Source organism: Sphingomonas cynarae, from assembly GCF_039537815.1.
Lineage (GTDB): Bacteria > Pseudomonadota > Alphaproteobacteria > Sphingomonadales > Sphingomonadaceae > Sphingomonas > Sphingomonas cynarae.
This window is the reverse complement of sequence record NZ_BAABBF010000003.1, coordinates 222,506-243,054: the sequence shown is the minus strand read 5'-3', so window position 1 is coordinate 243,054 and position 20,549 is coordinate 222,506. Positions and strand designations below refer to the sequence as shown.

The window sequence follows — 20,549 nt, the reverse complement described above, 5'->3', positions numbered from 1 at the left end:
CGGGAAACCCACCCATCCGCCGTGCGGAGTGTAGCAAAACAATTCCGGGACCGGTGCGCGACGCCCGGGATTGCTTCGCTACGCCCGCAATGACGGGATGGGTCAGGTCGAGGTCAGCCCGTTCTACAGCGCCAGATCGGGGCTGCGATCCACCTTCACACGGGTAGCTGCGGGCCGGGGCGTGGTGGAAACATGGACGGCGGGTGACGGCACGGTCAGTTCCAGCGTTTCCGCGGTAGAGGCCCAGTGATGGGCCAGCCGCTCGGGATGATCGTTCAGCGCCACGCCATAGCTGGGTACGATTTCCCGGATGCGCGACTGCCATTGCGGCGTCGCCAGCCGGTTGCCGAACACCTTCTTCAGCAGGTCGAGCATGATCGATGGCGCGGTCGACGCGCCCGGCGACGCCCCCAGCAACGCGGCGATCGAGCCATCCTTGGAGGCGACGATCTCCGTTCCCAGTTTCAGCACCCCGCCCTTGTCGGGATCGCGCTTGATGATCTGCACCCGCTGGCCCGCCTGCCACAGACGCCAGTCGCTGCCCTGCGCACCGGGGAAATATTCCTGCAACGCCTCGATCCGGTCGTCCTGCGACATGATGAGCTGGCCGGCGAGATATTCGACCAGATCGAAATCGTCCCAGCCGACTGCGATCATCGGCCGGAAATTGTCGAGCGTGACTGACTTGGGCAGATCGAAATACGACCCTTCCTTCAGGAACTTGGTCGAAAAAGTTGCGAACGGGCCGAACAGCAGCATCTGCTTGCCATCCAGATAGCGCGTATCGAGATGCGGCACGGACATCGGCGGCGATCCGGTCGCCGCCTTGCCATATACCTTGGCGAGATGCCGGTGGGTGATCGCGGGCTTTTCCGCGACGAGGAACGACCCGCCGACCGGGAAGCCGGCATAATCCGCCGCTTCCGGAATGCCCGATTTCTGCAGAATCGGCAGCGCGCCGCCGCCGGCGCCCGCGAAAACAAAACGCGCCCTGATAACCTGCTTGTCGTCGGTCTTCATGTCGCGTGCGGTGACCCGCCAGCCGCCGCCGTCCCGCTCCAGCGAGCGAACCTCGTGCCCGGTGTTGAGCGTGAAGCCGGGCCGCTTGGTCAGCGACGCGATATACTGTCGCGTCACCTCACCCCATTCGCAATCGGTGCCCAGCGGCGAACGCGTCGCCGCCACCTTCATCTTCGGATCGCGCCCTTCCATCATCAGCGGCACCCAGCGGGCGATCTGCGCGGGGTCGGTGGAAAATTCCATGCCGGAAAACAGCGGGCTGGCGCCCAGCGCCTCGAACCGCTTGCGCAGGAAGGCGACATTCTCATCGCCCCAGACCAAGTTCATGTGCGGGGTGGAATTGATGAAGGACCGGGGATTGGCCAGGATGCCGGCGTTGACCTGATGGCTCAGGAACTGGCGGGTGACCTGGAACTGCTCGTTGATCTCGATCGCCTTCTTGATCTCGACCTTGCCGTCCGCGATGTTGACCGGCGTGTAATTCAGTTCGCACAGCGCGGAATGGCCGGTGCCGGCATTGTTCCAGCCGTTGGAGCTTTCGTCCGCCACCTTGTCCAGCCGCTCGACCATCTCGATCGTCCAGTTCGGCTCCAGCTCGCGCAGCAGCACCGCCAGCGTCGCGCTCATGATGCCGCCACCGATCAGCAGCACGTCGACCGACCGCTCGGTCGCCTGGCCGTCCGCCGAACCCGGCAGCATCGCCGTGCCGCCCGCCGCGATCGCCGCGCCGATCACGCCGCGACGGGTGACGCCATGGTCGGCCGGAGCCGCCCCGTCTGCGATGGAGTGATCGTCATGATCGTTGGTCTGGTTCTGCACCGATATGCCCTTTTCGTCGTGGCCCGATCCGTAAGCTGTCCCGCCGGTCGATCGGGGCACGGAGGGGACATTGCTGGATAACCGCTTCGGCCAGCAAAACGAAATGCACCGGCCGACATGGCTGCCGGTCGGGCGCAATCGCTGCCCGAAACCCTCACCCAGAAACTCCGATGATATTGTCGCGGTCATGACGCGATATTGGGACCATGGCCCGATCCGGGCCTGTCCATCATTGGTTCCCAACATATGGTCTTTATCAAGGCCGTTCAAGGTCGCGTACCGATCCTTGCCACCCCATCGCCCGTGTCGCATAGCGGCGGGATGGATACGCCCACCGAAACCGCCGTCGCGGATCTCTCATTCGAGGATGCGCTGAAGGAACTGGAACGGATCGTCGGCCGGCTGGAAAGCGGCGATGCGACGCTCGACGAATCGATCCGCCTGTACGAACGCGGCGACCGGCTGCGCGCCCGCTGCGCCGAACGGCTTGACGCGGCACAGGCCCGGATCGAGGCGATCCGGCTGGATGCCGAGGGCAAGCCGCAGGGCACCCGCCCCTTTGCCGCCGGCTGAATCGATGACGATCCTGCCCCCCACCTTGGCCGAGGCGATCGCCGAGGTCGCGATCGAGGTCGATCGCCGGTTCGACACGCTGCTGGCGGTGCCGGACGATCCCCGCGCCGATCTGTACGCCTGTATGCGCCATGCCGCGATCGGTGGCGGCAAGCGCCTGCGCCCGCTGCTCACCATGGCGACCGCCGGGCTGCTGGGGGTGGACCGCGATTGCGCCGCGCTGGTCGGCACCGCGATCGAGGCGATCCACGTCTATTCGCTGATCCATGACGATCTGCCCGCGATGGACGATGACGATCTGCGCCGGGGCAAGCCGACCGCACACAAGGTGTATGGCGAAGCGACCGCGATCCTGGCGGGCGACTGCCTCCATGCGCTGGCGTTCGAGGTGCTGGCCGATCCCGCGACGCATCCCGATCCGTTCGTCCGCGCCGAACTGGTGCTCGACCTCGCCCGCGCGTCCGGCCCTTCGGGCATGGCGGGCGGGCAGATGATGGATCTGGCCGCCGAGGACGCACGGTTCGATCTGGCGACGGTCACCCGGCTGCAACAGATGAAGACCGGGGCGCTGATCTGCGCCGCGGTGGAGGCGGGGGCGATCCTCGGTCGCCTGCCCCCGGAGGGGCGTACCGGGCTGCGCGGCTATGCGCATGATCTGGGGCTGGCGTTCCAGATCGCCGACGACCTGCTCGATGCCGAGGGGGACGAGGCGGTCGCCGGCAAGCGGCTGCGCAAGGATGAGGGCGCGGGCAAGGAGACCTTCCTCACGCTGATGGGCGTCGACCGCGCCCGGGCACAATGCACGATGCTGGTCGATCAGGCGGTACGGCATCTGCACGGGTTCGGGGCGGAGGCGGACCTGCTGCGCGCGGTCGCCACCTATGTCGTGGAGCGTGACCGGTGAGCCGGATCGGCGTTTATCCCGGCACGTTCGATCCCGTCACGCTGGGGCATATGGACATCATCCGGCGCGGCGCGACGCTGGTCGACCGGCTGGTGATCGGGGTCACCACCAATCCGTCCAAATCGCCGATGTTCACCCTCGACGAGCGGATGGAGACGGTGCGGCGCGAGGTGGCGGGTGTGCCCGGCGACATCACCGTCGTCGCGTTCGATTCGCTGCTGATGGATTTCGCGGTGCGTGAAGGCGCGAAGGTGATCGTCCGCGGCCTGCGCGCGGTCGCCGATTTCGAATATGAATATCAGATGGCGGGGATGAACCAGCAGATCAACCGCAGCGTCGAGACGGTGTTCCTGATGGCCGACGTCGCGTTGCAGCCGATCGCCTCGCGCCTGGTGAAGGAAATCGCCCTGTACGGCGGCGACGTCTCGAAATTCGTCACGCCGGCGGTGTGCGCCGATCTGGTCGCGCGGGTGGCCATGATCGGTCGCAAGGGTAGCTGATCCGCCGGCCCCCCTCTCTCGACGGGCGGGGCCGGTGCGCCTAAGGCGCGGCCGGTGATCGACATTCCCGCCCCCTGCCGCCTGCGCCTCGACGGCGCGGCCCTCGTCGCCAACTGGCAGACCCTGAACCGGATGAGCGGTCGCGCCGCGTGCGGCGCGGCGGTGAAGGCGGATGGCTACGGCCTCGGCGCGACGGGCGTGGCGACGCGGCTGGCGACGGCCGGCTGCCGCGACTTCTTCGTCGCCACCTGGGCGGAGGCGCAGGCACTCGCCGCCCTTGGCCTGTCGGTATCGGTGCTGCACGGCGTCCGCGCCGAAGACATGCCCGCCGCGCTTGCCGGCTTCGCGCGCCCGGTCCTCAACACGCCCGCACAGATCGCGCGCTGGCGGGAGGCGGGCGGCGGCATGTGCGACGTGATGGTCGACACCGGCATGAACCGGCTCGGCATCTCGGCCGACGACATCGCCGCTGGCCTGATCGATGGTCTGGCCATCGATACGCTGATGAGCCACCTCGCCTGCGCGGACAAGGACAGCCCGATGAACGAGATGCAGCGCACCCGCTTCGCCGCGCTGACGGGCAGGACGGCGGCACGGCGGATGAGCCTCGCCAACTCGGCCGGCATCGGATTGAGGGAGGACTATGCCTTCGACCTGACCCGGCCGGGCCTGGCGCTGTACGGGGGCGTGCCGCGGGACGACATGGCGGGGGCGATCCGGCAGGTGGTATTCCCCGAGGCGCAGGTCCTGCAACGGCGGACGGTGCGGGCGGGAGAGAGCGTCGGGTACAACGCGACATGGGTGGCGACTGAGGACACCGAGGTGGCGATCGTCAATCTTGGGTATGCGGATGGGTATCGGCGGGCTTTTTCGGGGATCGGTTCGGCGAGCTTCGGCCACTGGCGGCTACCCCTGCTAGGGCGGGTGTCAATGGACCTTCTGGCGTTCGCCATGGAGGCTGAGGCCGAACTGCATGCCGATCACTGGATTAGCATCGACTACTATTTGCCGACAGTAGCGGCGGCCACGTCTATCTCACAATATGAATTAATCACCGGTCTTGGTCAGCGATGCCAACGCCTCTGGTGTTAAGTATCGATGATTATTATGTCAGATGAACATACGTCGATAGTTATATGAGGTCACCGAAGTGACCTCATATAACGATATAGTTTAAAACTTTGCTTCTACACCTGCGTAGAAGAACCTGCCAATATTTGGATATATCGCGTCAGAGCCTACCCCGGTTAAGTCAAGAGGTGGCAACTCATTGCCGACATTGTCGACGCCAAAGTAGAATCGGTGGTCCTTCGTCGCGTTGATCCCGATCCGAAAATTATGATAGACGACGGGATCATAAAAAACAAAGGGACGAGCGTCGGGATTGGTCGCAGGGCGGCCTTGGACACTAAAGAAGGTGTCGTAACTCAGGCCGGACACGATCTGCTTGCCCACGTAACGTGCATTGTAATTTACGTCGAGGACCCCGGCGGTTCCACTGAGGGAAAATTGTCCCTGCCAGCGGGGGTCGCCTAACTGCTGATCGAGCCGGTCATAACGACTGGGGTCGGTTATGAAACTATAGCTAAGGCGTTCCTTGACATAGCTAACTATCAGGTGAGCATTGATGCTTAAACCATCACCAAACTTTTTGGTATAGTTTGTGTCGACGTCAATGCCACGGGTAGACAGCTTGGCAAAGTTAAACGGCTGATTGATGAATGATACCGAATCTCCCGCGAGTGGGATGGCGAATTGCGATTGATCGATCTGTCGGTTGCTCTGACCATTGAAAGTCAGGTTCTCAACGGCGTTGCTGCTCGTTCTACGAAACACTGCTGAACAAAAATTATTGTCAATTCCGACTGGATCATCATAGCAACGATTGATGATTGTCTGACCATTAAGGCCAGAGATCACCCGCTTTACACGAATATTGTAGTAATCTACTTTTAGTTGGAAGCCGGGTATTATACGTGGCGTGAATATCGTTCCCACTGTGAAGCTGTTACCGATTTCAGGAACAAGATCCGGGTTGCCCCGGTTGACGCCGGCAACTCCCGAGGTCGGCTGGTTCGTCCATGGACGGGTGAGTGACGCACCGGATGCAGGATCGGTAAATGTAATCGTCGTTGGAATGCCTGCCGCAGCGCAATTGCGAGCCCGGTTCGGATTGGTGGTGACGTTATTGCCCGAATTGGTGCCGCCAGGCTGATCGCACGGATCGGACAGGCCGTTTACGAAAGTCACCCCTGCCGTCGCGAATTGATCACCGAGGTTGGGCGCGCGAACCGACCGCGAATAGTTCGCCCGAAATCGGATATCAGGTGCTGGCGCCCAGATGCCACTGGCATTCCACGCCCATACCGAGCCGGTTGTACCGCCATAGTCGGAAACACGCCCGGCGCCTTCGACCGTCAACTCGTGGATGAGGGGCAGATTTGCCAAGAGTGGAAGGCGAATTTCGCCGTAAGCTTCCTTGATTTCAATGGCGGGCGGACTGAAGATTGCCGCAGCGTTAAGAAAGGTCGCACCGGACGCCGTTACCGGATCTTGTCCGGAAAAGGCGTCTTCACGCCGATATTCGCCACCCAACGAGAACCCGATCGGTCCACCAGGCAGTTTGAACAGTCCGGACGTGTCACCCGACACGAACGCCGTGGCGTTGATCTGCTCGGCCCATTGGTCACGCGTCGAGGTATAAAGCGAGTAACGGATCGCCCGCGGGTCCGCCCTGTTCTCACCGAACAGATTGAGCGGGACGCAGTTGGCATCGTCATCGGTTGCGCTGGTATTCGCGTTGACGGCGCACACCACGCGCTGATTCTGCGAATTGAGCACGAAGTTCGAACCAGTAAAGCTTGCCGGCGCGACGACGGCGTTAAATGCGCGATTATAATTGGCGACCAGCACGTTGCCGCCCGTACGATAATGGTTCTCCGTCCGGCCGTAATTGCCTGCGATTTCGTACCGCAAATTTGCCGTATCCCAAATATCACCACCGATACCGATGACTCCACGATACGTACGGCGGGTATGGGCTTCCGCACGCGTCCCGAGATCGTTGTTGAACCGATTGAACGTAAACGTGGTCGCATTCACTGGCAGTATCGTCGATAGTGTTACACGTGCCGCCGGGGTCAGGAACGGATTGTTGACGCTTGCCGTTCCGGACAGTGTACCACCGGTAAAGCTTGGCTGGGTCGATTGCTGATATGCCTTGACCTGGGTAAACCCAAACTCGGCAAAAGGCTTGAATGCCGAAGAGATGGTTCCGCTCAACAGGATATTGGCGTTGAACCGATCGAGTTCGGGAGACAATTGTGCGCCTTCACGGCCGGTTGCGGTACCGCCGAACAATACGCCGCCGCCAATTGCCCGATTGTCGGTCAATCCCGTCGTTGTGGGCGAATCGCGTAAAAGGGATCCATCATTCTGGAACAGGAAGTTGTAGGCCAGGGCGCCACCCGTAGGCGTATTCTGACCCGTGCAGATCGCCGCGCGCTGCGCTGCGTTCGCAGCGGTGGTGGCGGTCGGGCATGACGTTACGACTGTACCACCGAGTGACCTGTTGCCGAACACGATGCCGCGAGGCACAAAAACCGCATTGGGAATACCATCGAAATTGCGATTGGGTGCTGTCGTGATCTGCGACGTGATGAACCCGGCATTGCCACCATAAGTACCGAGGTAATCCCGGTCCGCAAAATAGAATGGATCGGCATGGCTGTATTCCGCCGCCACCGTAAGATTCATGCGTCCTTCGAAGAAGTTCGCGCCGGTCAGGCCGCTGACAAGCTGGTTGCCACGATCGCCATATTTCGAGACGCCACCCTGCATACGCAGCGATGTGCCTTCGTAATCCCGCCGGGTGATGAAGTTCACGACGCCTGCGATCGCATCCGATCCGTAGATCGCGGATTGACCGCCAGTGATCAAGTCGACCTGCTGGATCAGGGCAAAGGGCAGCGTATTGATATCGGGAGCATAGCTTCCCGGCGAAGCGCTGACGATCCGACGCCCATTGAGCAACGTCAGCGTGCGAGCTGTTCCCAATCCGCGAAGGTCAAGCTGGTTGATTCCAGCTGTACCGATAAATGCGGTGGAATTTGCCTGACTGAAAGTGGATCGGAGCTGAGGAAGCTGATTTATCGCGTCTCCCAAGGATATGTCGCCACGGGCACCCAGCAACTCGGTCGCGGTAACGGTCGCAATCGGAATGGCGGCATCAATGGTATTCCGGACGCGAATACGACTGCCGGTAACGGTTATTTCCTGATCGTCGGCAGCATCTGGCTCATCAATAGCAGCGGCCGGGGAGATGGGCGATTCTATTTGCGATGCCGCTGCTTGGGTCGGCGTTGCCGTCTGGCCGTATACAGGTGCAACGCCGATCCCCGACCCTACCAACGCGGTTGCACTCAAAAATAGGTAAGCCTTCATCTGAACCCCCGATGAATGACACAAACGTCATTCATGAATGAGAAAGGTTCTGAAGTTCCCGCGCAATCAGAGTTTGATTTCAATCAATGACTACAAATGTTTTCCTAACGAGTGTTGCCATCTTGTAACAAATAGTAAGTAAATATGTCATATTTTGGCTGCGTCACCGCTCCAGGCACATCGCGATCCCCATGCCGCCGCCGATGCACAGCGTCGCCAGCCCCTTCTTGGCGTCGCGCTTGCCCATTTCGTAGATCAGCGTGGTCAGCACGCGGGCGCCGCTGGCGCCGATCGGGTGGCCGATGGCGATCGCGCCGCCGTTGACGTTCACCTTGTCGGCATCCCAGCCCAGTTCCTTGCCGACCGACAGCGCCTGCGCGGCAAAGGCTTCGTTGGCCTCGATCAGGTCGAGGTCGGCGATCGTCCAGCCCGCCTTTTCCAAGGCACGGCGGGTGGCGGGGACGGGGCCGATGCCCATCACCGACGGGTCGACCCCGGCGGAGGCCCAGCTGCGGATCGTGGCGAGCACGGGCAGGCCGCGCTTCTCCGCCTCGGTACGGCTGGTCACGACGATCGCGGCGGCGCCGTCGTTCAGACCCGATGCGTTGGCGGCGGTGACGGTACCGTCCTTCTTGAAGGCGGGGCGCACGCCCGACACGCCGTCGATGGTCGCGCCGGCACGGATATATTCGTCATCGGCGACCACGGTGTCGCCCTTGCGGCCCTTGATGGTCACCGGCGCGATCTCGTCCCTGAACCGGCCCGATCCGCGTGCAGCCTCCGCCTTGTTCTGCGAGCCGACCGAGAAGGCGTCCTGCTCGGCGCGGGTCACCTGATATTGCTCGGCCAGATTCTCGGCGGTGATGCCCATGTGATAACCGTTGAACACGTCGGTCAGCCCGTCATGCACCATCGTATCGATCAGGCTGACCGCACCCATCTTGGTGCCCCCGCGCATGTTCTGCGCGTGTGCGGACAGCGACATCGATTCCTGCCCGCCCGCAACGACGATGGTGGCATCGCCCGTCGCCACGGCCTGCGCCGCCAGCGCCACTGCGCGCAGGCCCGAGCCGCACACCTGGTTGACGCCCCATGCCGGCACTTCCTTGGGCACGCCGGCCGCCATCGACGCCTGACGCGCGGGGTTCTGCCCCTGCGCCGCGGTCAGCACCTGGCCCATGATGACCTCCGACACGTCGGCGGCGGGGATGTTCGCCTGCTCCAGCGCCGCGGCGATCGCGATCCGGCCCAGTTCGTGCGCGGGCGTCGCGGCGAAGGCGCCGAGGAAACTGCCGACGGGGGTGCGCTTGGCGGCGACGATGACGATGTCGGTGGGATGGGCGTTCATGGACGATCCTCTCAGACGGTTGCTCGGGGCGTTTCGGGTTATGTAGAGCGGGGCAGCCGCGCAATCCAGTCGGCAAGCGGTGTCCACAATCCGGCTTTCGCCTTGCTGCCGACGATCATGCCGACATGGCCCGCCGCCACGTCGCGCCGGTCGGGCAGGCCGGCGGCGGTGGCGGCGGGGACGATGCGGTCGGTGAGCGAGACGAACTCGACCATGGGGCAGGCTAGGCGGTGCAGGTCGATGGTGCGGCCGGCCACCCGCCATTCCCCGCGCCCGGGGCGGTCGGCGGCGATCATCGTCTCGAACAGGTCGCGCCCGGCGGCCAGCGTCAGCGGCGGCCCGGCATTGGCCCAGTCTTCCATTTGGAGGAAGGCTGGCACCGCCGCATCCGCCATCGTCGCGAAGGCTTCGTACTTGGCGACGGTGCGGGCGGGATCGAGCATCCAGAACCCCGTCTGGAGCAATTCCATCGGCACCAGCCCCATCGCCTCGCATCCTGCCTTCGCACCTGCCCAGTGTCTCGCGATGTCGGCCCTCGCCTCGCCATAGCCGGCGAAGTTCCACGGCGCGGCGATCGTCGCCAGCCCGGCGACCGGCATCAGCGTTGCCGCCGCGGCAGCGATCGTGCCGCCCAGACAGTAGCCGACCAGTACCGGCGGCGCGTCCAGCGTGCGGAGCAGCGGCAGCAGCAGCCATTCGACATGGTCGGCGATGTCCATCGCGCGGTCGCCCGCATCCGGCGTGCCCCAGTCGAACAGCCAGGCGGCATGACCCTGCGCGCCCAGCCAGCGCAGCAGCGACGCCTCCGCCGACAGGTCGAGGATGGTCGGCGGATTGATGAGCGAGGGGATCAGCACCATCGGACGCCGGTCTCCGCTTCCGCCGCCACCGGTACCGGTCAGGCGGGCGCGCCCATGCCGGCGCTCGTGCGGCAACGGCGGGGGCGGGGGTGGCCGCGTCGCCGCCTGATACCGAGCCAGTCCCGCCAGCGCCGCTGCCTGTCTGTCCGGCGATGCTGCGGTTTCGCTGCGCAGCATAGACAGGAACAGCGGCAGGGGCCGCGGTGCGTGTTGCGGCGCATCATCACGGGGTGTAGGCTGTTCAAAGGACATGGAAGGGGAGAGCCATGAAGAAGCAGAACACCACGGGCAGCGTCATCATCAAGAAGTACGCGAACCGCCGGCTCTATAATACCGAAACATCGTCCTACATCACGCTGGACCATCTGGCGGCGATGACGCGGGAGGGACGCGACTTCAAGGTGGTCGACGCCAAGACCGACGAGGACATCACCCATAGCGTCCTGACCCAGATCATCATGGACGAGGAAAGCCGGGGTCAGGCGATGCTGCCGGTCAGTTTCCTGCGCCAGCTGATCTCGATGTACGGCGATTCGATGCAGGCGATGGTGCCGGGCTATCTCGAGGATTCGATGAACAGCTTCCGCCGCAATCAGGAGGAGTTCCGCTCGGCGGTCGCGGGCGCCTTCGCCCAGACCCCGTTCGCGGAGATGGCGAAGCGCAATCTGGAGATGCTGGGCGCGGCGGCCAGCGCGTTTCCGCCGGTCGGTGGCGCCGTCCCCAATCCGTTCGCACCCGCGGCACCGGCCACCACGACGGCCAGCAAGGATGACGAGATCGCCGCGCTGAAGGCGGAACTGGCGCAGCTGCAGTCGAAGGTCGACCGGCTGGGCTGACCGCGCGGCATCGGCGGAGGCCTCGTCCCCTCGTTGACGCCGCCCGCCGGGCCCCCATATGCGCGGCCATGAGCAGCGACAATAACTCCATGCCGGCTTGGCATGGCACGACGATCCTTTCGGTCCGACGCGGCGGCAAGGTTGTCGTGATCGGTGATGGCCAGGTCTCGATGGGCCAGACGGTGATGAAGCCCAATGCGCGCAAGGTGCGCCGGCTGGGGGCGGAGGGAAAGGTGATCGGCGGTTTCGCCGGCGCTACTGCCGATGCCTTCACCCTGTTCGAACGGCTGGAGCGCAAGCTCGAGCAGCATCAGGGCCAGTTGCTCCGTGCGGCGGTCGAACTGGCCAAGGACTGGCGCACCGACAAGTATCTCCGCAATCTGGAAGCGATGATGATCGTCGCCGACAAGGACGTGACGTTGATACTGACCGGCAATGGCGACGTGCTGGAGCCGGAGAACGGTGTGGCCGCGATCGGATCGGGTGGCAATTACGCGCTCGCCGCCGCCCGCGCGCTGGTCGATTATGAAACGGATGCCGAGACGCTGTGTCGCAAGGCGATGGCCATCGCTGCGGACCTATGCGTCTACACCAACGACCGGCTGACGATCGAGACGCTCGACAGCGCCGCCTAGGCCACCGCGCCGCCTTCGACTTTTCCCCCGACCCCTCCGGCATATCGAAGGGGAGAGAGATCATATCATGACCCAGTCCCTTACCCCCAAGGCGATCGTCGCCGCGCTCGACGCGCACATCATCGGTCAGGCCGACGCCAAGCGCGCGGTCGCTGTCGCCCTGCGCAACCGCTGGCGTCGCCAGCAACTGTCCGCCGATCTGCGGGACGAGGTGACGCCCAAGAACATCCTGATGATCGGGCCCACTGGCTGCGGCAAGACCGAGATCAGCCGCCGGCTGGCGAAGCTCGCCGACGCCCCCTTCGTGAAGGTGGAGGCGACCAAGTTCACCGAGGTTGGCTATGTCGGCCGCGACGTCGAGCAGATCGCCCGCGATCTGGTCGAGGAGGCGATCCGGCTGGAGAAGGAACGCCGCCGTCTCGCGGTGAAGGACAAGGCGGAGGAGGCGGCGATGGGTCGCCTGCTCGACGCGCTGGTCGGCAAGGATTCGAGCGCGGCGACGCGGGAGAGTTTCCGCCAGCGGTTCCGCGACGGCCATCTCAACCAGACCGAAATCGAGATCGAATTGGAACAGGCGCCCGCAACGCCGTTCGAGGTGCCGGGTGCCGGCCCGCAGATGATCAACCTGTCGGAGATGATGAAGTCGTTCGGCGGCGGGCAGCAACTCAAGCGCCGCAAGCTGCTGGTCCCGGCGGCGTGGGAGAAGCTGGTCGAGGAGGAGGCGGACAAGCGCCTCGATCAGGACGAGGTCAGCCGTGCCGCGCTGGCCGATGCGGAGGCGAACGGCATCGTCTTCCTCGACGAGATCGACAAGATCGCGATGTCCGAACATCGGGGCGGCGGCTCGGTCAGCCGCGAAGGCGTGCAGCGCGACCTCTTGCCGCTAATCGAGGGCACCACCGTCGCGACCAAATACGGGCCGATGAAGACTGACCATATCCTGTTCATCGCATCGGGTGCGTTCCACGTCGCCAAGCCGTCGGACCTGTTGCCGGAGCTGCAGGGCCGCCTGCCGATCCGGGTCGAGCTGAAAGGCCTGACCGAGGCGGATTTCGTCGCGATCCTGTCCGACACCAAGGCGTCGCTGCCCGCGCAATATCGTGCGCTGCTGGCGACCGAAGGCGTCACGATCGATTTCACCGACGACGGCATCGCCGCCGTCGCGCGGATCGCGGCGGAGGTGAACGGCGAGATCGAGAATATCGGCGCACGTCGTTTGCAGACGGTGATGGAGAAGCTGCTGGAGGAAGTCAGCTTCGATGCCGAACACCGCCAGGGTGAAACCCTGACGATCGACGCCGCCTATGTCGACCGCCAGCTCGCCAGCATCGCCCGTAACACCGATCTCAGTAGGTTCGTGCTGTAAGGGGGACATACCCCCGCTTTGCCTGCCCTTACTTTCCCGGAAGGCCGGAGAAGTAAGGGGGGAAGTTCTACTGCGAGTGGCTACCTTTTAGGCCGGTCGTACGGCACGAACGGCTGGAACCGGCAATAAGCGGATGCGATCGTGGTGCCGGGCTGCAGCACCCGGAACATATCGTTCTGGCACAATTGCCCCGACCGGATCTCCACGATCAGCGTCGTCAGCGGGCGCAGCGACGGGCAGGCGCCGACCGGACCGGTGCGGTACACGCGGCGACCGGTGACGTTGTAGAGGATCGTCTTCTCATCGATGACGGTCGGCCCCTGATTGGAACGCGGGTCGATGCAGCGCACCGGTTTGCCCGCCACGCGTCCGGCGAGGAAGTCGCGTTCTTTCTCTTTGGCTGGCGGTGCCGCCGCCACGGCGGGGATCGCGATCGCCAGCAAGGCGAGAGGGAGTAACGCGCGCATCATTTCGCCTTTCGATAGGGGATGAAGTCACCGAATGCGCAACTGCCGGTCGGGAAGCGCGATGTCCGGTCGATCAGTTGCACGATGTCGCCCCGGCAGAACCGGCCGATCGGCGTGCTGGCGATCATGATGTCGCCACGCCCCAGTCCCTCGCACCCAGGCCCCATGTCGTTCCGGTAGAGCAGGTTGCGGCCGACCCGATACACCACCGTCTGGCCATAGCTGTCGCTTTGCGGCGTGCGGGTTTGTGGCAGGCAACTCACCTTGTCGCCCGCAACATATCCCGCCAGTGCCTGGTCGAGCGAGCGGCCGTTATTATAGGAGGTCCGCTCGCCCGCCGGTGGATCGGCCGGGCCGCTACCGGTCGCGGCGCACCCGGCGGTAGTTGCGGCGAGAGCCAGGATCATGAGGCAACGCATCGGTCGGTCTCCTGTCGACGGCTTGGGGTCAGCTGCGAAAATTGTCCTTCTGCGCCCGCAACTCGCCCAGCCGTTCGGCGGAACCGGCACGCATGAAGGGGTTGGTCTCGCGTTCCTGTGCGATCGTGGTCGGCAGCGTCGGCTGGCCCAGCGCGCGTAACCGGTCGATCACCATGCGGCGGTCGGCGATCAGCGCATTGTCCGGTTCGACATGCGCGGCGAAACGGGCGTTCGACTGGGTGTATTCGTGCCCGCCATATACCTTCGTCTCGTCCGGCATCGCGACATAGGTCTGCATGTTCGCCCACATCTGCGCCGGCGTACCCTCGAACAGTCTGCCGCACCCCATCGCGAACAGCGTGTCGCCGGTGAAGACCAGCGCATCGTCGGCGAAATGGAACGCGACATGGCCGGCGGTATGGCCGGGCACCGACAGCACCTGCGCGGTATGGCTGCCCAACCGCACCACGTCGCCTGCCCCTACGAACGTGTCGAGCGTGGGGATGCGGTCCCGTTCCGCCGTCGGGCCGGTGATCGTCGCGCCCGCCGCCTTCATGTCGGCATTGCCGCCGGTATGGTCGGGATGCCAGTGCGTGGTCCACACCTGCGAGATGTGCCAGCCGCGCTCTTTGGCAGCGGCCAGCACCGGGGCCGCTTCGCCCGGGTCGACCACTGCGGCATCGGCCGTCTTCGGGTCGAAGATCAGCCACGCATAATTGTCGGCAAGCACCGGGACCGCGACGATCTCCAGCGGCGGGGCGGGCGTCGCCATCCTACCAGCTGCCGGTGTTGGGCATCGATGCCCAAGGTTCAGCCGGCTCCAGCGTGCCGTCCTGCAATAGTTCGATCGAGATGCCGTCCGGCGTCTTCACGAACGCCATGTGTCCGTCGCGCGGGGGGCGGTGGACGATGTGGCCGGCGTCGAGAATACGCTGGCACGTCGCATAGATATCGTCGACGCGGTAGGCGAGGTGGCCGAAATTGCGGCCGCCGTCATACTCCTGCGGGTCCCAGTTGTACGTCAATTCGACTTCGGCCTTCGCACGCTCGCCCGGCGCATTCATGTCGTCGGGGCAAGCAAGGAAGATCAGCGTGAACCGCCCCGCCTCGTTCTCCAGTCGGCGGACTTCCTTCAGCCCGAGGAGTTCGAAGAAGGCGATCGTCGCATCGGGATCGGTGACGCGAATCATGGTGTGCAGGTAATGCATGGAGGCTCCGTCTATCGGTCTTGCCGCATCAACCCTCCGACCGCCCCGACGTATCCGTCACTTCGGCCACCGTCGCGATCAGCAGCGCCAGATCGGCGTCACGCGACAGGCGGTGGTCGCCGTCCTTGATCAATATGGTGCGGACATCCGCCGACCCGAACAGCCCCGCGAGGTGGACGGTGCGGTTCCACGGCACGTCCGGGTCCGCCTGCCCCTGCAACAGCCGCACCGGACCGTCGAAGGCGATCGTGCCGAACATCAGCCGGCTCGCCTCACCCGATGCCCAGAAGGGGCGGGTGTAGATGGTGGGTTCGGGGCCATAGGGATTGGCGCGTTCCAGCCGCCCGGTATTGAGGATCGTCATCTTCTCCTCTTGGGTGAAGCCCCAGTCGGTGAAGTCGGGCGCGGGGGCGATCCCTACCAGTGCGCGTACCCGGTTGGGCCGCATCCGCGCCGCCAGCAGCATCAGCCACCCGCCCATCGACGACCCCACCAGCACGACCGGGCCGGTGGCGATATCGTCAATCATCGCCAGCACGTCGTCGCGCCAGCCCGTCAGAGTCTGATCGGCGAACGCGCCCTCGCTCTGGCCGCAGCCGCCATAGTCGAAGCGCAGGAAGGCGCGGCCGTTCGCCTTCGCCCACCCTTCCAGCGTCAGCGCCTTGCTGCCGTTCATGTCGGAGGCATAGCCGGGCAGGAAGATCACGACCGGGCCGGCGCCCTCGGTCAGGTGGAAGGCGAGGCGGGGGCGTTCGGTGCTCATCCCCCGCCTTACCCGACGACGCGGTCGCGGCCAACCATATCGCCACCGTTTCACGTGGAACAAAGGTGGAACATGGGAAGCCGGCGACCGGCGTGGATCAGGCCGCCGTCAGCGTCGCCATGTCGATGACGAAGCGGTACTTCACGTCGCTCTTCACCATCCGCTCATAGGCGGTTTCGATCTCATCCATCCGGATTGTCTCGATATCGGCGGTCAGGCCGTGCTCGCGGCAGAAGTCGAGCATCTCCTGCGTCTCGGCGATCCCGCCGATCAGCGAGCCGGCCAGATGGCGACGACGGAACACGAGGTTGCCGACCGAGGGCGAGGGGTGCGGTTCGGCGGGCACGCCGACCAAAGTCATCGTGCCGTCGCGTTTCAACAGCATCAGGAACTGGTCGAGATCGTGCGGTGCGGCGACGGTGTTCAGGATGAAGTCGAAGCTGTTGGCGTGTTCGGCCATCGCATCGGCATCCTTCGACACGATCAGGTCGGTCGCACCCAGCCGCTTCGCATCGTCGCGCTTGTTGGGGGAGGTGGAGAAGACATACACTTCCGCGCCCATCGCCGCGGCGATCTTCACGCCCATATGGCCGAGCCCGCCCAGTCCGACGATGCCGACCTTTTGCCCCGGCCCGACCTTCCAGTGACGAAGCGGCGAATAGGTGGTGATCCCTGCGCACAGCAGCGGCGCGACGGCGGCCAGATCGGCCTCGTCATGCGTCACCTTCAGCACGAAGCCTTCGTCGACGACGATATGATCGCTGTAGCCGCCGAACGTATAGCCGCCCAGCACGGGATCGGGGCCGTTATAGGTGCCGACCATGCCGGTCGTCTCGCAATATTGCTCTTCGCCATCGTCGCAGGACGGGCAATGGCCGCAGCTGCCGACCATGCAGCCGACGCCGGCGATATCGCCGACCGTGAACTTCGTCACGTCGCTGCCGACCGCGGTGACGCGCCCGACGATTTCGTGACCGGGAACGCAAGGGTAGAGCGTGCCTTCCCACTCACCGCGTGCGGTGTGCAGATCGGAATGGCAGACGCCGCAATACAGGATGTCGATCGCGACGTCGGTGGCACCGGGATCGCGCCGCTCGAAGCTGAACGGAGCGAGCGGGGCGGCGGCGGATGGCGCGGCATAGCCGCTGGCGGGGGTGGGCATGAATTAATTACCTCGGGGGAAAGCGAGGCGCGCATATGGGAGCAGGTACAGGGGGTTAAAACCGCCAGTGAAATATTCTTACCCGGCGGAACCGCGGCTCGCGATCGCCGCCAGCATATCCGCCGCCAAGGCGCTCAACGTATCGTCGCGCGCGCCCATCACGACGATCCGGTCCCCCGGCCGGGACAGGTCCACGAGGCGGGCGGCGGCATCGGCACGGTCGGGATCGTGATGGGCGATACGACCGCCCGCCACGACGGCCGCGACGATATCCCCGCTGCCCACGTCGCGCTCCACGGTGCCGCCGAAATAGGCCGGGTCGGGCATCGTCAGCACGTCGTCCGGGCCGAGGCGATCGACGAAGGTCTGTGCCAGTTCGCGCCCCATCACCTTCAGCGGGCCGTAACCATGCGGCTGGAACAGCACGAGCAGCCGGCCGGGCTGGTCGTGCAGCGTGTCGAGCGTCGCGGCGATCTTGTCCGGATTGTGCCCGAAATCGTCGATCACCGCGATGCCGCCCGCCTCGCCCACCAGGTCGAAGCGGCGACGCAAGCCGGTGAAGCCTGAAACCGCCTGTGCCGCCTGCGCCAGCGGCACCCCCGCCGCCGCCGCCGCGCCGATCGCGGCGAGCGCGTTGGACACGTTGTGGCGGCCGGGTACCGCCAGCCGCACCGGGATGCGCGCCTCGCCCGCGATCAGGTCGAACCCGATCGCATGGGATTCGGGGCGCAGGTTCTCCGCAACCAGATCGGCTTTCCCTTCGACCGCGAAGGTCGTCAGCCGTTCGCTGGGCAGGGTGGCGAGCAGCGCGGCGGTTTCCGGATCGCCGGCATTCGCGACCACCCGGTCGGCCGCGCGCGCGAAATCGCCGAACAGGCCGCGCAGCTCGTCCAGCGACTTGTGGTCGAGCGTCACGTTGTTCAGCACGGCGATACGCGGACGATAGAGCGCGATCGACCCGTCGCTTTCGTCCACCTCGCTGACGAACGGATCGCCGCCGCCGACCAGCGCGCTGGCGAAGGGCGCGTCGGGGCGGATGAAATCCTTCATCACCGCCCCGTTCATCACCGTCGGGTCGCGGCCGCAGGCGTGGAGGATCAGACCGATCATGCCGGTGACGGTGGATTTGCCGCTGGTGCCCGCGATCCCGATCGGCAGTGCCGCGTCGTTGAACAGGGTCGCCAGCAGTGCCGGGCGCTTCATCCGTGGCGCGCACACCTGTGCGGCAGCAACCATGTCAGGTACGCTGTCCTCCACCGCGGCAGAGGCGACGACGAGGCGGTCGGGCGTCACGCCGCTGCCGTCCTGCGGGAACAGGTGGATGCCCAACGCGGCGAGTGCATCGAACTTCGGGGCGGTGCGGCCCTGATCCAGCCCGCGGTCGGAGCCGGCGACGTCGCCGCCGCGCGCGCGGACGATCATCGCCAGTGGCATCATTCCCGATCCCCCGATGCCGACGAAGAAGAATTTGCGATGCTCCATGGCGGCGGGCTATCGGCATCGCCAGCATAGGGCAAGCCGGGGACATATCGTGAAGATCGCAGTGGTGGCCCCGGCGCGGGCCATAGACCCGGTGGTCGCCGCCCGCGCGGGTGCGTTCGCGGCGATCGCCTATCCCGAAGTCGATCTGGTGTTCCACCCGCAATGCTTCGCCAGCGAAGGGCATTTCGCCGGATCGGATGCGGTGCGTGCGGCGGCGTTCCTGGAGGTGGCGAACGATCCGGGCGTCGGTGCGGTGTGGTTCGCGCGCGGCGGCTATGGCTCCAACCGCATCCTCGCGGCGGTGATGCCCCGGCTGGGGCCGGCGGCGCGGGCCAAGAGCTATGTCGGCTATTCGGACATGGGGTTCCTGCTCGCCGCGCTGTACGCGCGCCGGATCGGCCGGCCGGTGCATGGCCCGATGGCGACCGACATCAACCGCGGACACGGGGACGAGACGGTGGCGCGGACGCTGGGCTGGCTGTTGCGCGGCGACCGGCAGGGGCTGGAGCCGACGCTGGATGGGCAACCCGCCGCCGCCTTCAACCTCGCGATCCTGAATGCGCTGGTCGGCACGCAGTGGATGCCCGACCTGACCGATCATGTGCTGATGATCGAGGAGGTGTCGGAACCACTCTATAATGTCGACCGGATGCTGTTCACGATCGCGAACGCGACGCAGCTGAAGGGGCTGGCCGGCGTGCGGCTGGGCATCGTGAACGATATCCAGGCGAACGATCCCCCCTGGGGCGAGACGCTGGAGGCGATGATGGATCGCTGGTGCCGCGACATGGGGGTGCCGTATCTGGGGCGCGCGGCAATCGGCCATGCGCAGACCAACATGGTCGTGCCGTTCGGGATCGCGTGATGGATCGGCGCATGGTGCTGGCCGGGATAGGGGCAAGCGTCGTCGGGACGGGTGCCGTCGTCGCCGCACCGCCGGTGATCGCGGCCTGGGCGACCCTCGACAAGGCGACCGGGCGAATGACGGGTGCGCAGGCGGACGTGCGGGTGCCGATGTGCTCCACGTTCAAATGGCTGCTGGCCGCCTGCCTGTTGTGGCATGTCGATCGCGGGCACGAGGGGCTGGACCGGGCCGTGGCGTTCGGGCCGGGCGATCTGCTCGATTATGCGCCGGTCGTCCGCGCCGCGCTTGCCGATGGCCGACGGTTGACCGTCGGCGAATTGTGCCGGGCGGCGGTGGCGCAAAGCGACAATGCGGCGGCCAATCTGCTGCTGTCCCGGATCGGCGGCCCCGCCGGCCTTACCATCTGGCTGCGCGGGCAGGGCGACCGGGTCACGCGGCTCGACCGGATCGAGCCGGCGCTGAACCGGGTGCTGCCGGGCGATCCGCGCGACACGACGACCGCGACGGCGATGCTGCGGCTGCTCGACCGGCTGCTCTACGGCCCGGTCCTGACCACCGCGTCGCGCGCGCACCTGATGGCGTGGCTGATCGCCTGCGAAACCGGGGCGACGCGGCTGAAGGCGGGGCTGCCGGCCGGCTGGCGGATCGGCCACAAGACCGGTACCTACACTACCGATCGCCCCACCGCGACCGATCGGAACGCGATGGGCGACGTCGGCGTGCTGCTGCCGCCGGCGGGGGCGCCCGTGCTGATCGCGGCGTGGCGGGTGGGGGACCGCGACGTCACGGCGACCGATCGCTGGTTCGCCGGGCTGGCGCGGGCGGCGGGAGCACGTCGAAGCGGGTGAATTCCGTGCCGCTTGCCTATATGGGTGGCGC

20 protein-coding genes are annotated in these 20,549 nt (G+C 65.3%); 9 read left to right on the top strand and 11 right to left on the bottom strand.

The window, feature by feature from the left end:
• Positions 1-123 precede the first annotated feature (123 nt).
• Entirely contained in the window at positions 124-1,839 is a 1,716-nt protein-coding gene (gene mqo / locus ABD719_RS07765) for a malate dehydrogenase (quinone) (RefSeq protein WP_344692788.1), read from the bottom strand.
• A gap of 321 nt (positions 1,840-2,160) precedes the next feature.
• On the opposite strand from mqo, the gene ABD719_RS07760 reads away from it, so the two are divergent.
• The 4 genes from ABD719_RS07760 to ABD719_RS07745 all read left to right on the top strand — a co-directional run bounded on the left by ABD719_RS07760 (position 2,161) and on the right by ABD719_RS07745 (position 4,908).
• A complete protein-coding gene (locus ABD719_RS07760; protein ID WP_192124042.1) occupies positions 2,161-2,412 on the top strand; it encodes an exodeoxyribonuclease VII small subunit in 252 nt (83 codons plus the stop codon).
• A 4-nt stretch (positions 2,413-2,416) separates the two neighbouring features.
• The gene (locus tag ABD719_RS07755; protein WP_344692787.1) at positions 2,417-3,316 is read left to right on the top strand and encodes a polyprenyl synthetase family protein; all 900 of its coding nucleotides are present in this window, start codon (positions 2,417-2,419) and stop codon (positions 3,314-3,316) included.
• Positions 3,313-3,816, top strand: coding sequence for a pantetheine-phosphate adenylyltransferase (gene coaD / locus ABD719_RS07750; protein WP_192124039.1), 504 nt, complete (start codon positions 3,313-3,315; stop codon positions 3,814-3,816). Before ABD719_RS07755 ends, coaD begins: the two co-directional genes overlap by 4 nt.
• Positions 3,817-3,879: 63 nt before the next feature.
• Complete coding sequence (locus ABD719_RS07745) at positions 3,880-4,908, top strand: alanine racemase (protein WP_344693080.1); 1,029 nt, start codon at positions 3,880-3,882, stop codon at positions 4,906-4,908.
• Positions 4,909-4,989: 81 nt separating this feature from the next.
• Here the strand turns inward: ABD719_RS07745 and ABD719_RS07740 are convergent, their stop codons facing one another.
• From ABD719_RS07740 to ABD719_RS07730, 3 genes are all read right to left on the bottom strand, one after another.
• Positions 4,990-8,259, bottom strand: a complete 3,270-nt coding sequence (locus tag ABD719_RS07740; RefSeq protein ID WP_344692786.1) for a TonB-dependent receptor domain-containing protein — start codon at positions 8,257-8,259, stop codon at positions 4,990-4,992.
• A 163-nt stretch (positions 8,260-8,422) separates the two neighbouring features.
• Positions 8,423-9,607 (bottom strand): acetyl-CoA C-acetyltransferase, encoded by a 1,185-nt coding sequence (locus ABD719_RS07735; protein WP_344692784.1) that lies wholly within the window; start codon positions 9,605-9,607, stop codon positions 8,423-8,425.
• A gap of 38 nt (positions 9,608-9,645) precedes the next feature.
• Positions 9,646-10,719 (bottom strand): alpha/beta hydrolase, encoded by a 1,074-nt coding sequence (locus tag ABD719_RS07730; RefSeq protein ID WP_344692783.1) that lies wholly within the window; start codon positions 10,717-10,719, stop codon positions 9,646-9,648.
• 14 nt (positions 10,720-10,733) lie between these two features.
• Here ABD719_RS07730 and phaR point away from each other — a divergent pair, with 14 nt between their 5' ends.
• The 3 genes from phaR (at position 10,734) to hslU (ending at position 13,304) form a co-directional block, all read left to right on the top strand.
• Entirely contained in the window at positions 10,734-11,303 is a 570-nt protein-coding gene (gene phaR, locus ABD719_RS07725; protein ID WP_344692782.1) for a polyhydroxyalkanoate synthesis repressor PhaR, read from the top strand.
• Positions 11,304-11,392: 89 nt separating this feature from the next.
• Complete coding sequence (hslV, locus tag ABD719_RS07720) at positions 11,393-11,938, top strand: ATP-dependent protease subunit HslV (RefSeq protein WP_344692781.1); 546 nt, start codon at positions 11,393-11,395, stop codon at positions 11,936-11,938.
• Between the two features lie 67 nt (positions 11,939-12,005).
• Complete coding sequence (gene hslU, locus ABD719_RS07715; RefSeq protein ID WP_344692780.1) at positions 12,006-13,304, top strand: ATP-dependent protease ATPase subunit HslU; 1,299 nt, start codon at positions 12,006-12,008, stop codon at positions 13,302-13,304.
• Positions 13,305-13,384: 80 nt separating this feature from the next.
• Here hslU and ABD719_RS07710 read toward each other — a convergent pair whose 3' ends face one another.
• From ABD719_RS07710 to ABD719_RS07680, 7 genes are all read right to left on the bottom strand, one after another.
• Entirely contained in the window at positions 13,385-13,771 is a 387-nt protein-coding gene (locus ABD719_RS07710) for a hypothetical protein (protein WP_344692779.1), read from the bottom strand.
• Positions 13,771-14,178, bottom strand: a complete 408-nt coding sequence (locus tag ABD719_RS07705) for a hypothetical protein (protein ID WP_344692778.1) — start codon at positions 14,176-14,178, stop codon at positions 13,771-13,773. The genes ABD719_RS07710 and ABD719_RS07705 overlap by 1 nt, the downstream gene beginning before the upstream one ends.
• 40 nt (positions 14,179-14,218) lie before the next feature.
• Positions 14,219-14,962 carry a hydroxyacylglutathione hydrolase gene (gene gloB / locus ABD719_RS07700; protein WP_344692777.1) on the bottom strand — a complete coding sequence of 248 codons (744 nt, stop codon included), beginning with the start codon at positions 14,960-14,962 and terminating at the stop codon, positions 14,219-14,221.
• A 1-nt stretch (position 14,963) separates the two neighbouring features.
• On the bottom strand, positions 14,964-15,398 hold the full coding sequence (locus ABD719_RS07695) for a VOC family protein (RefSeq protein ID WP_344692776.1): 435 nt from the start codon (positions 15,396-15,398) through the stop codon (positions 14,964-14,966).
• Positions 15,399-15,426: 28 nt separating this feature from the next.
• On the bottom strand, positions 15,427-16,161 hold the full coding sequence (locus ABD719_RS07690) for an alpha/beta hydrolase (protein ID WP_344692775.1): 735 nt from the start codon (positions 16,159-16,161) through the stop codon (positions 15,427-15,429).
• Positions 16,162-16,258: 97 nt separating this feature from the next.
• Positions 16,259-17,323 carry an NAD(P)-dependent alcohol dehydrogenase gene (locus ABD719_RS07685; protein WP_344692774.1) on the bottom strand — a complete coding sequence of 355 codons (1,065 nt, stop codon included), beginning with the start codon at positions 17,321-17,323 and terminating at the stop codon, positions 16,259-16,261.
• A gap of 78 nt (positions 17,324-17,401) precedes the next feature.
• Entirely contained in the window at positions 17,402-18,805 is a 1,404-nt protein-coding gene (locus tag ABD719_RS07680) for a glutamate ligase domain-containing protein (protein WP_344692773.1), read from the bottom strand.
• Positions 18,806-18,854: 49 nt separating this feature from the next.
• Here ABD719_RS07680 and ABD719_RS07675 point away from each other — a divergent pair, with 49 nt between their 5' ends.
• Both ABD719_RS07675 and bla read left to right on the top strand, forming a co-directional pair.
• Entirely contained in the window at positions 18,855-19,670 is an 816-nt protein-coding gene (locus tag ABD719_RS07675; RefSeq protein ID WP_344692772.1) for an LD-carboxypeptidase, read from the top strand.
• A complete protein-coding gene (bla, locus tag ABD719_RS07670) occupies positions 19,670-20,518 on the top strand; it encodes a class A beta-lactamase (RefSeq protein ID WP_344692771.1) in 849 nt (282 codons plus the stop codon). The genes ABD719_RS07675 and bla overlap by 1 nt, the downstream gene beginning before the upstream one ends.
• The last annotated feature ends 31 nt before the right edge of the window (positions 20,519-20,549 follow it).

What these genes read in the sequence shown, in the direction of transcription:
- hslV (WP_344692781.1), top strand. Translation starts at nt 11,393, where the DNA reads ATGCCGGCTTGGCATGGCACGACGATCCTTTCGGTCCGACGCGGCGGC.
- ABD719_RS07695 (WP_344692776.1), bottom strand. Translation starts at nt 15,398, where the DNA reads ATGCATTACCTGCACACCATGATTCGCGTCACCGATCCCGATGCGACG.
- ABD719_RS07710 (WP_344692779.1), bottom strand. Translation starts at nt 13,771, where the DNA reads ATGCGCGCGTTACTCCCTCTCGCCTTGCTGGCGATCGCGATCCCCGCC.
- gloB (WP_344692777.1), bottom strand. Translation starts at nt 14,962, where the DNA reads ATGGCGACGCCCGCCCCGCCGCTGGAGATCGTCGCGGTCCCGGTGCTT.
- phaR (WP_344692782.1), top strand. Translation starts at nt 10,734, where the DNA reads ATGAAGAAGCAGAACACCACGGGCAGCGTCATCATCAAGAAGTACGCG.
- ABD719_RS07740 (WP_344692786.1), bottom strand. Translation starts at nt 8,259, where the DNA reads ATGAAGGCTTACCTATTTTTGAGTGCAACCGCGTTGGTAGGGTCGGGG.
- ABD719_RS07755 (WP_344692787.1), top strand. Translation starts at nt 2,417, where the DNA reads ATGACGATCCTGCCCCCCACCTTGGCCGAGGCGATCGCCGAGGTCGCG.
- ABD719_RS07690 (WP_344692775.1), bottom strand. Translation starts at nt 16,161, where the DNA reads ATGAGCACCGAACGCCCCCGCCTCGCCTTCCACCTGACCGAGGGCGCC.
- ABD719_RS07680 (WP_344692773.1), bottom strand. Translation starts at nt 18,805, where the DNA reads ATGGAGCATCGCAAATTCTTCTTCGTCGGCATCGGGGGATCGGGAATG.
- hslU (WP_344692780.1), top strand. Translation starts at nt 12,006, where the DNA reads ATGACCCAGTCCCTTACCCCCAAGGCGATCGTCGCCGCGCTCGACGCG.
- ABD719_RS07730 (WP_344692783.1), bottom strand. Translation starts at nt 10,719, where the DNA reads ATGTCCTTTGAACAGCCTACACCCCGTGATGATGCGCCGCAACACGCA.
- ABD719_RS07760 (WP_192124042.1), top strand. Translation starts at nt 2,161, where the DNA reads ATGGATACGCCCACCGAAACCGCCGTCGCGGATCTCTCATTCGAGGAT.
- bla (WP_344692771.1), top strand. Translation starts at nt 19,670, where the DNA reads ATGGATCGGCGCATGGTGCTGGCCGGGATAGGGGCAAGCGTCGTCGGG.
- ABD719_RS07685 (WP_344692774.1), bottom strand. Translation starts at nt 17,323, where the DNA reads ATGCCCACCCCCGCCAGCGGCTATGCCGCGCCATCCGCCGCCGCCCCG.
- ABD719_RS07705 (WP_344692778.1), bottom strand. Translation starts at nt 14,178, where the DNA reads ATGATCCTGGCTCTCGCCGCAACTACCGCCGGGTGCGCCGCGACCGGT.
- ABD719_RS07735 (WP_344692784.1), bottom strand. Translation starts at nt 9,607, where the DNA reads ATGAACGCCCATCCCACCGACATCGTCATCGTCGCCGCCAAGCGCACC.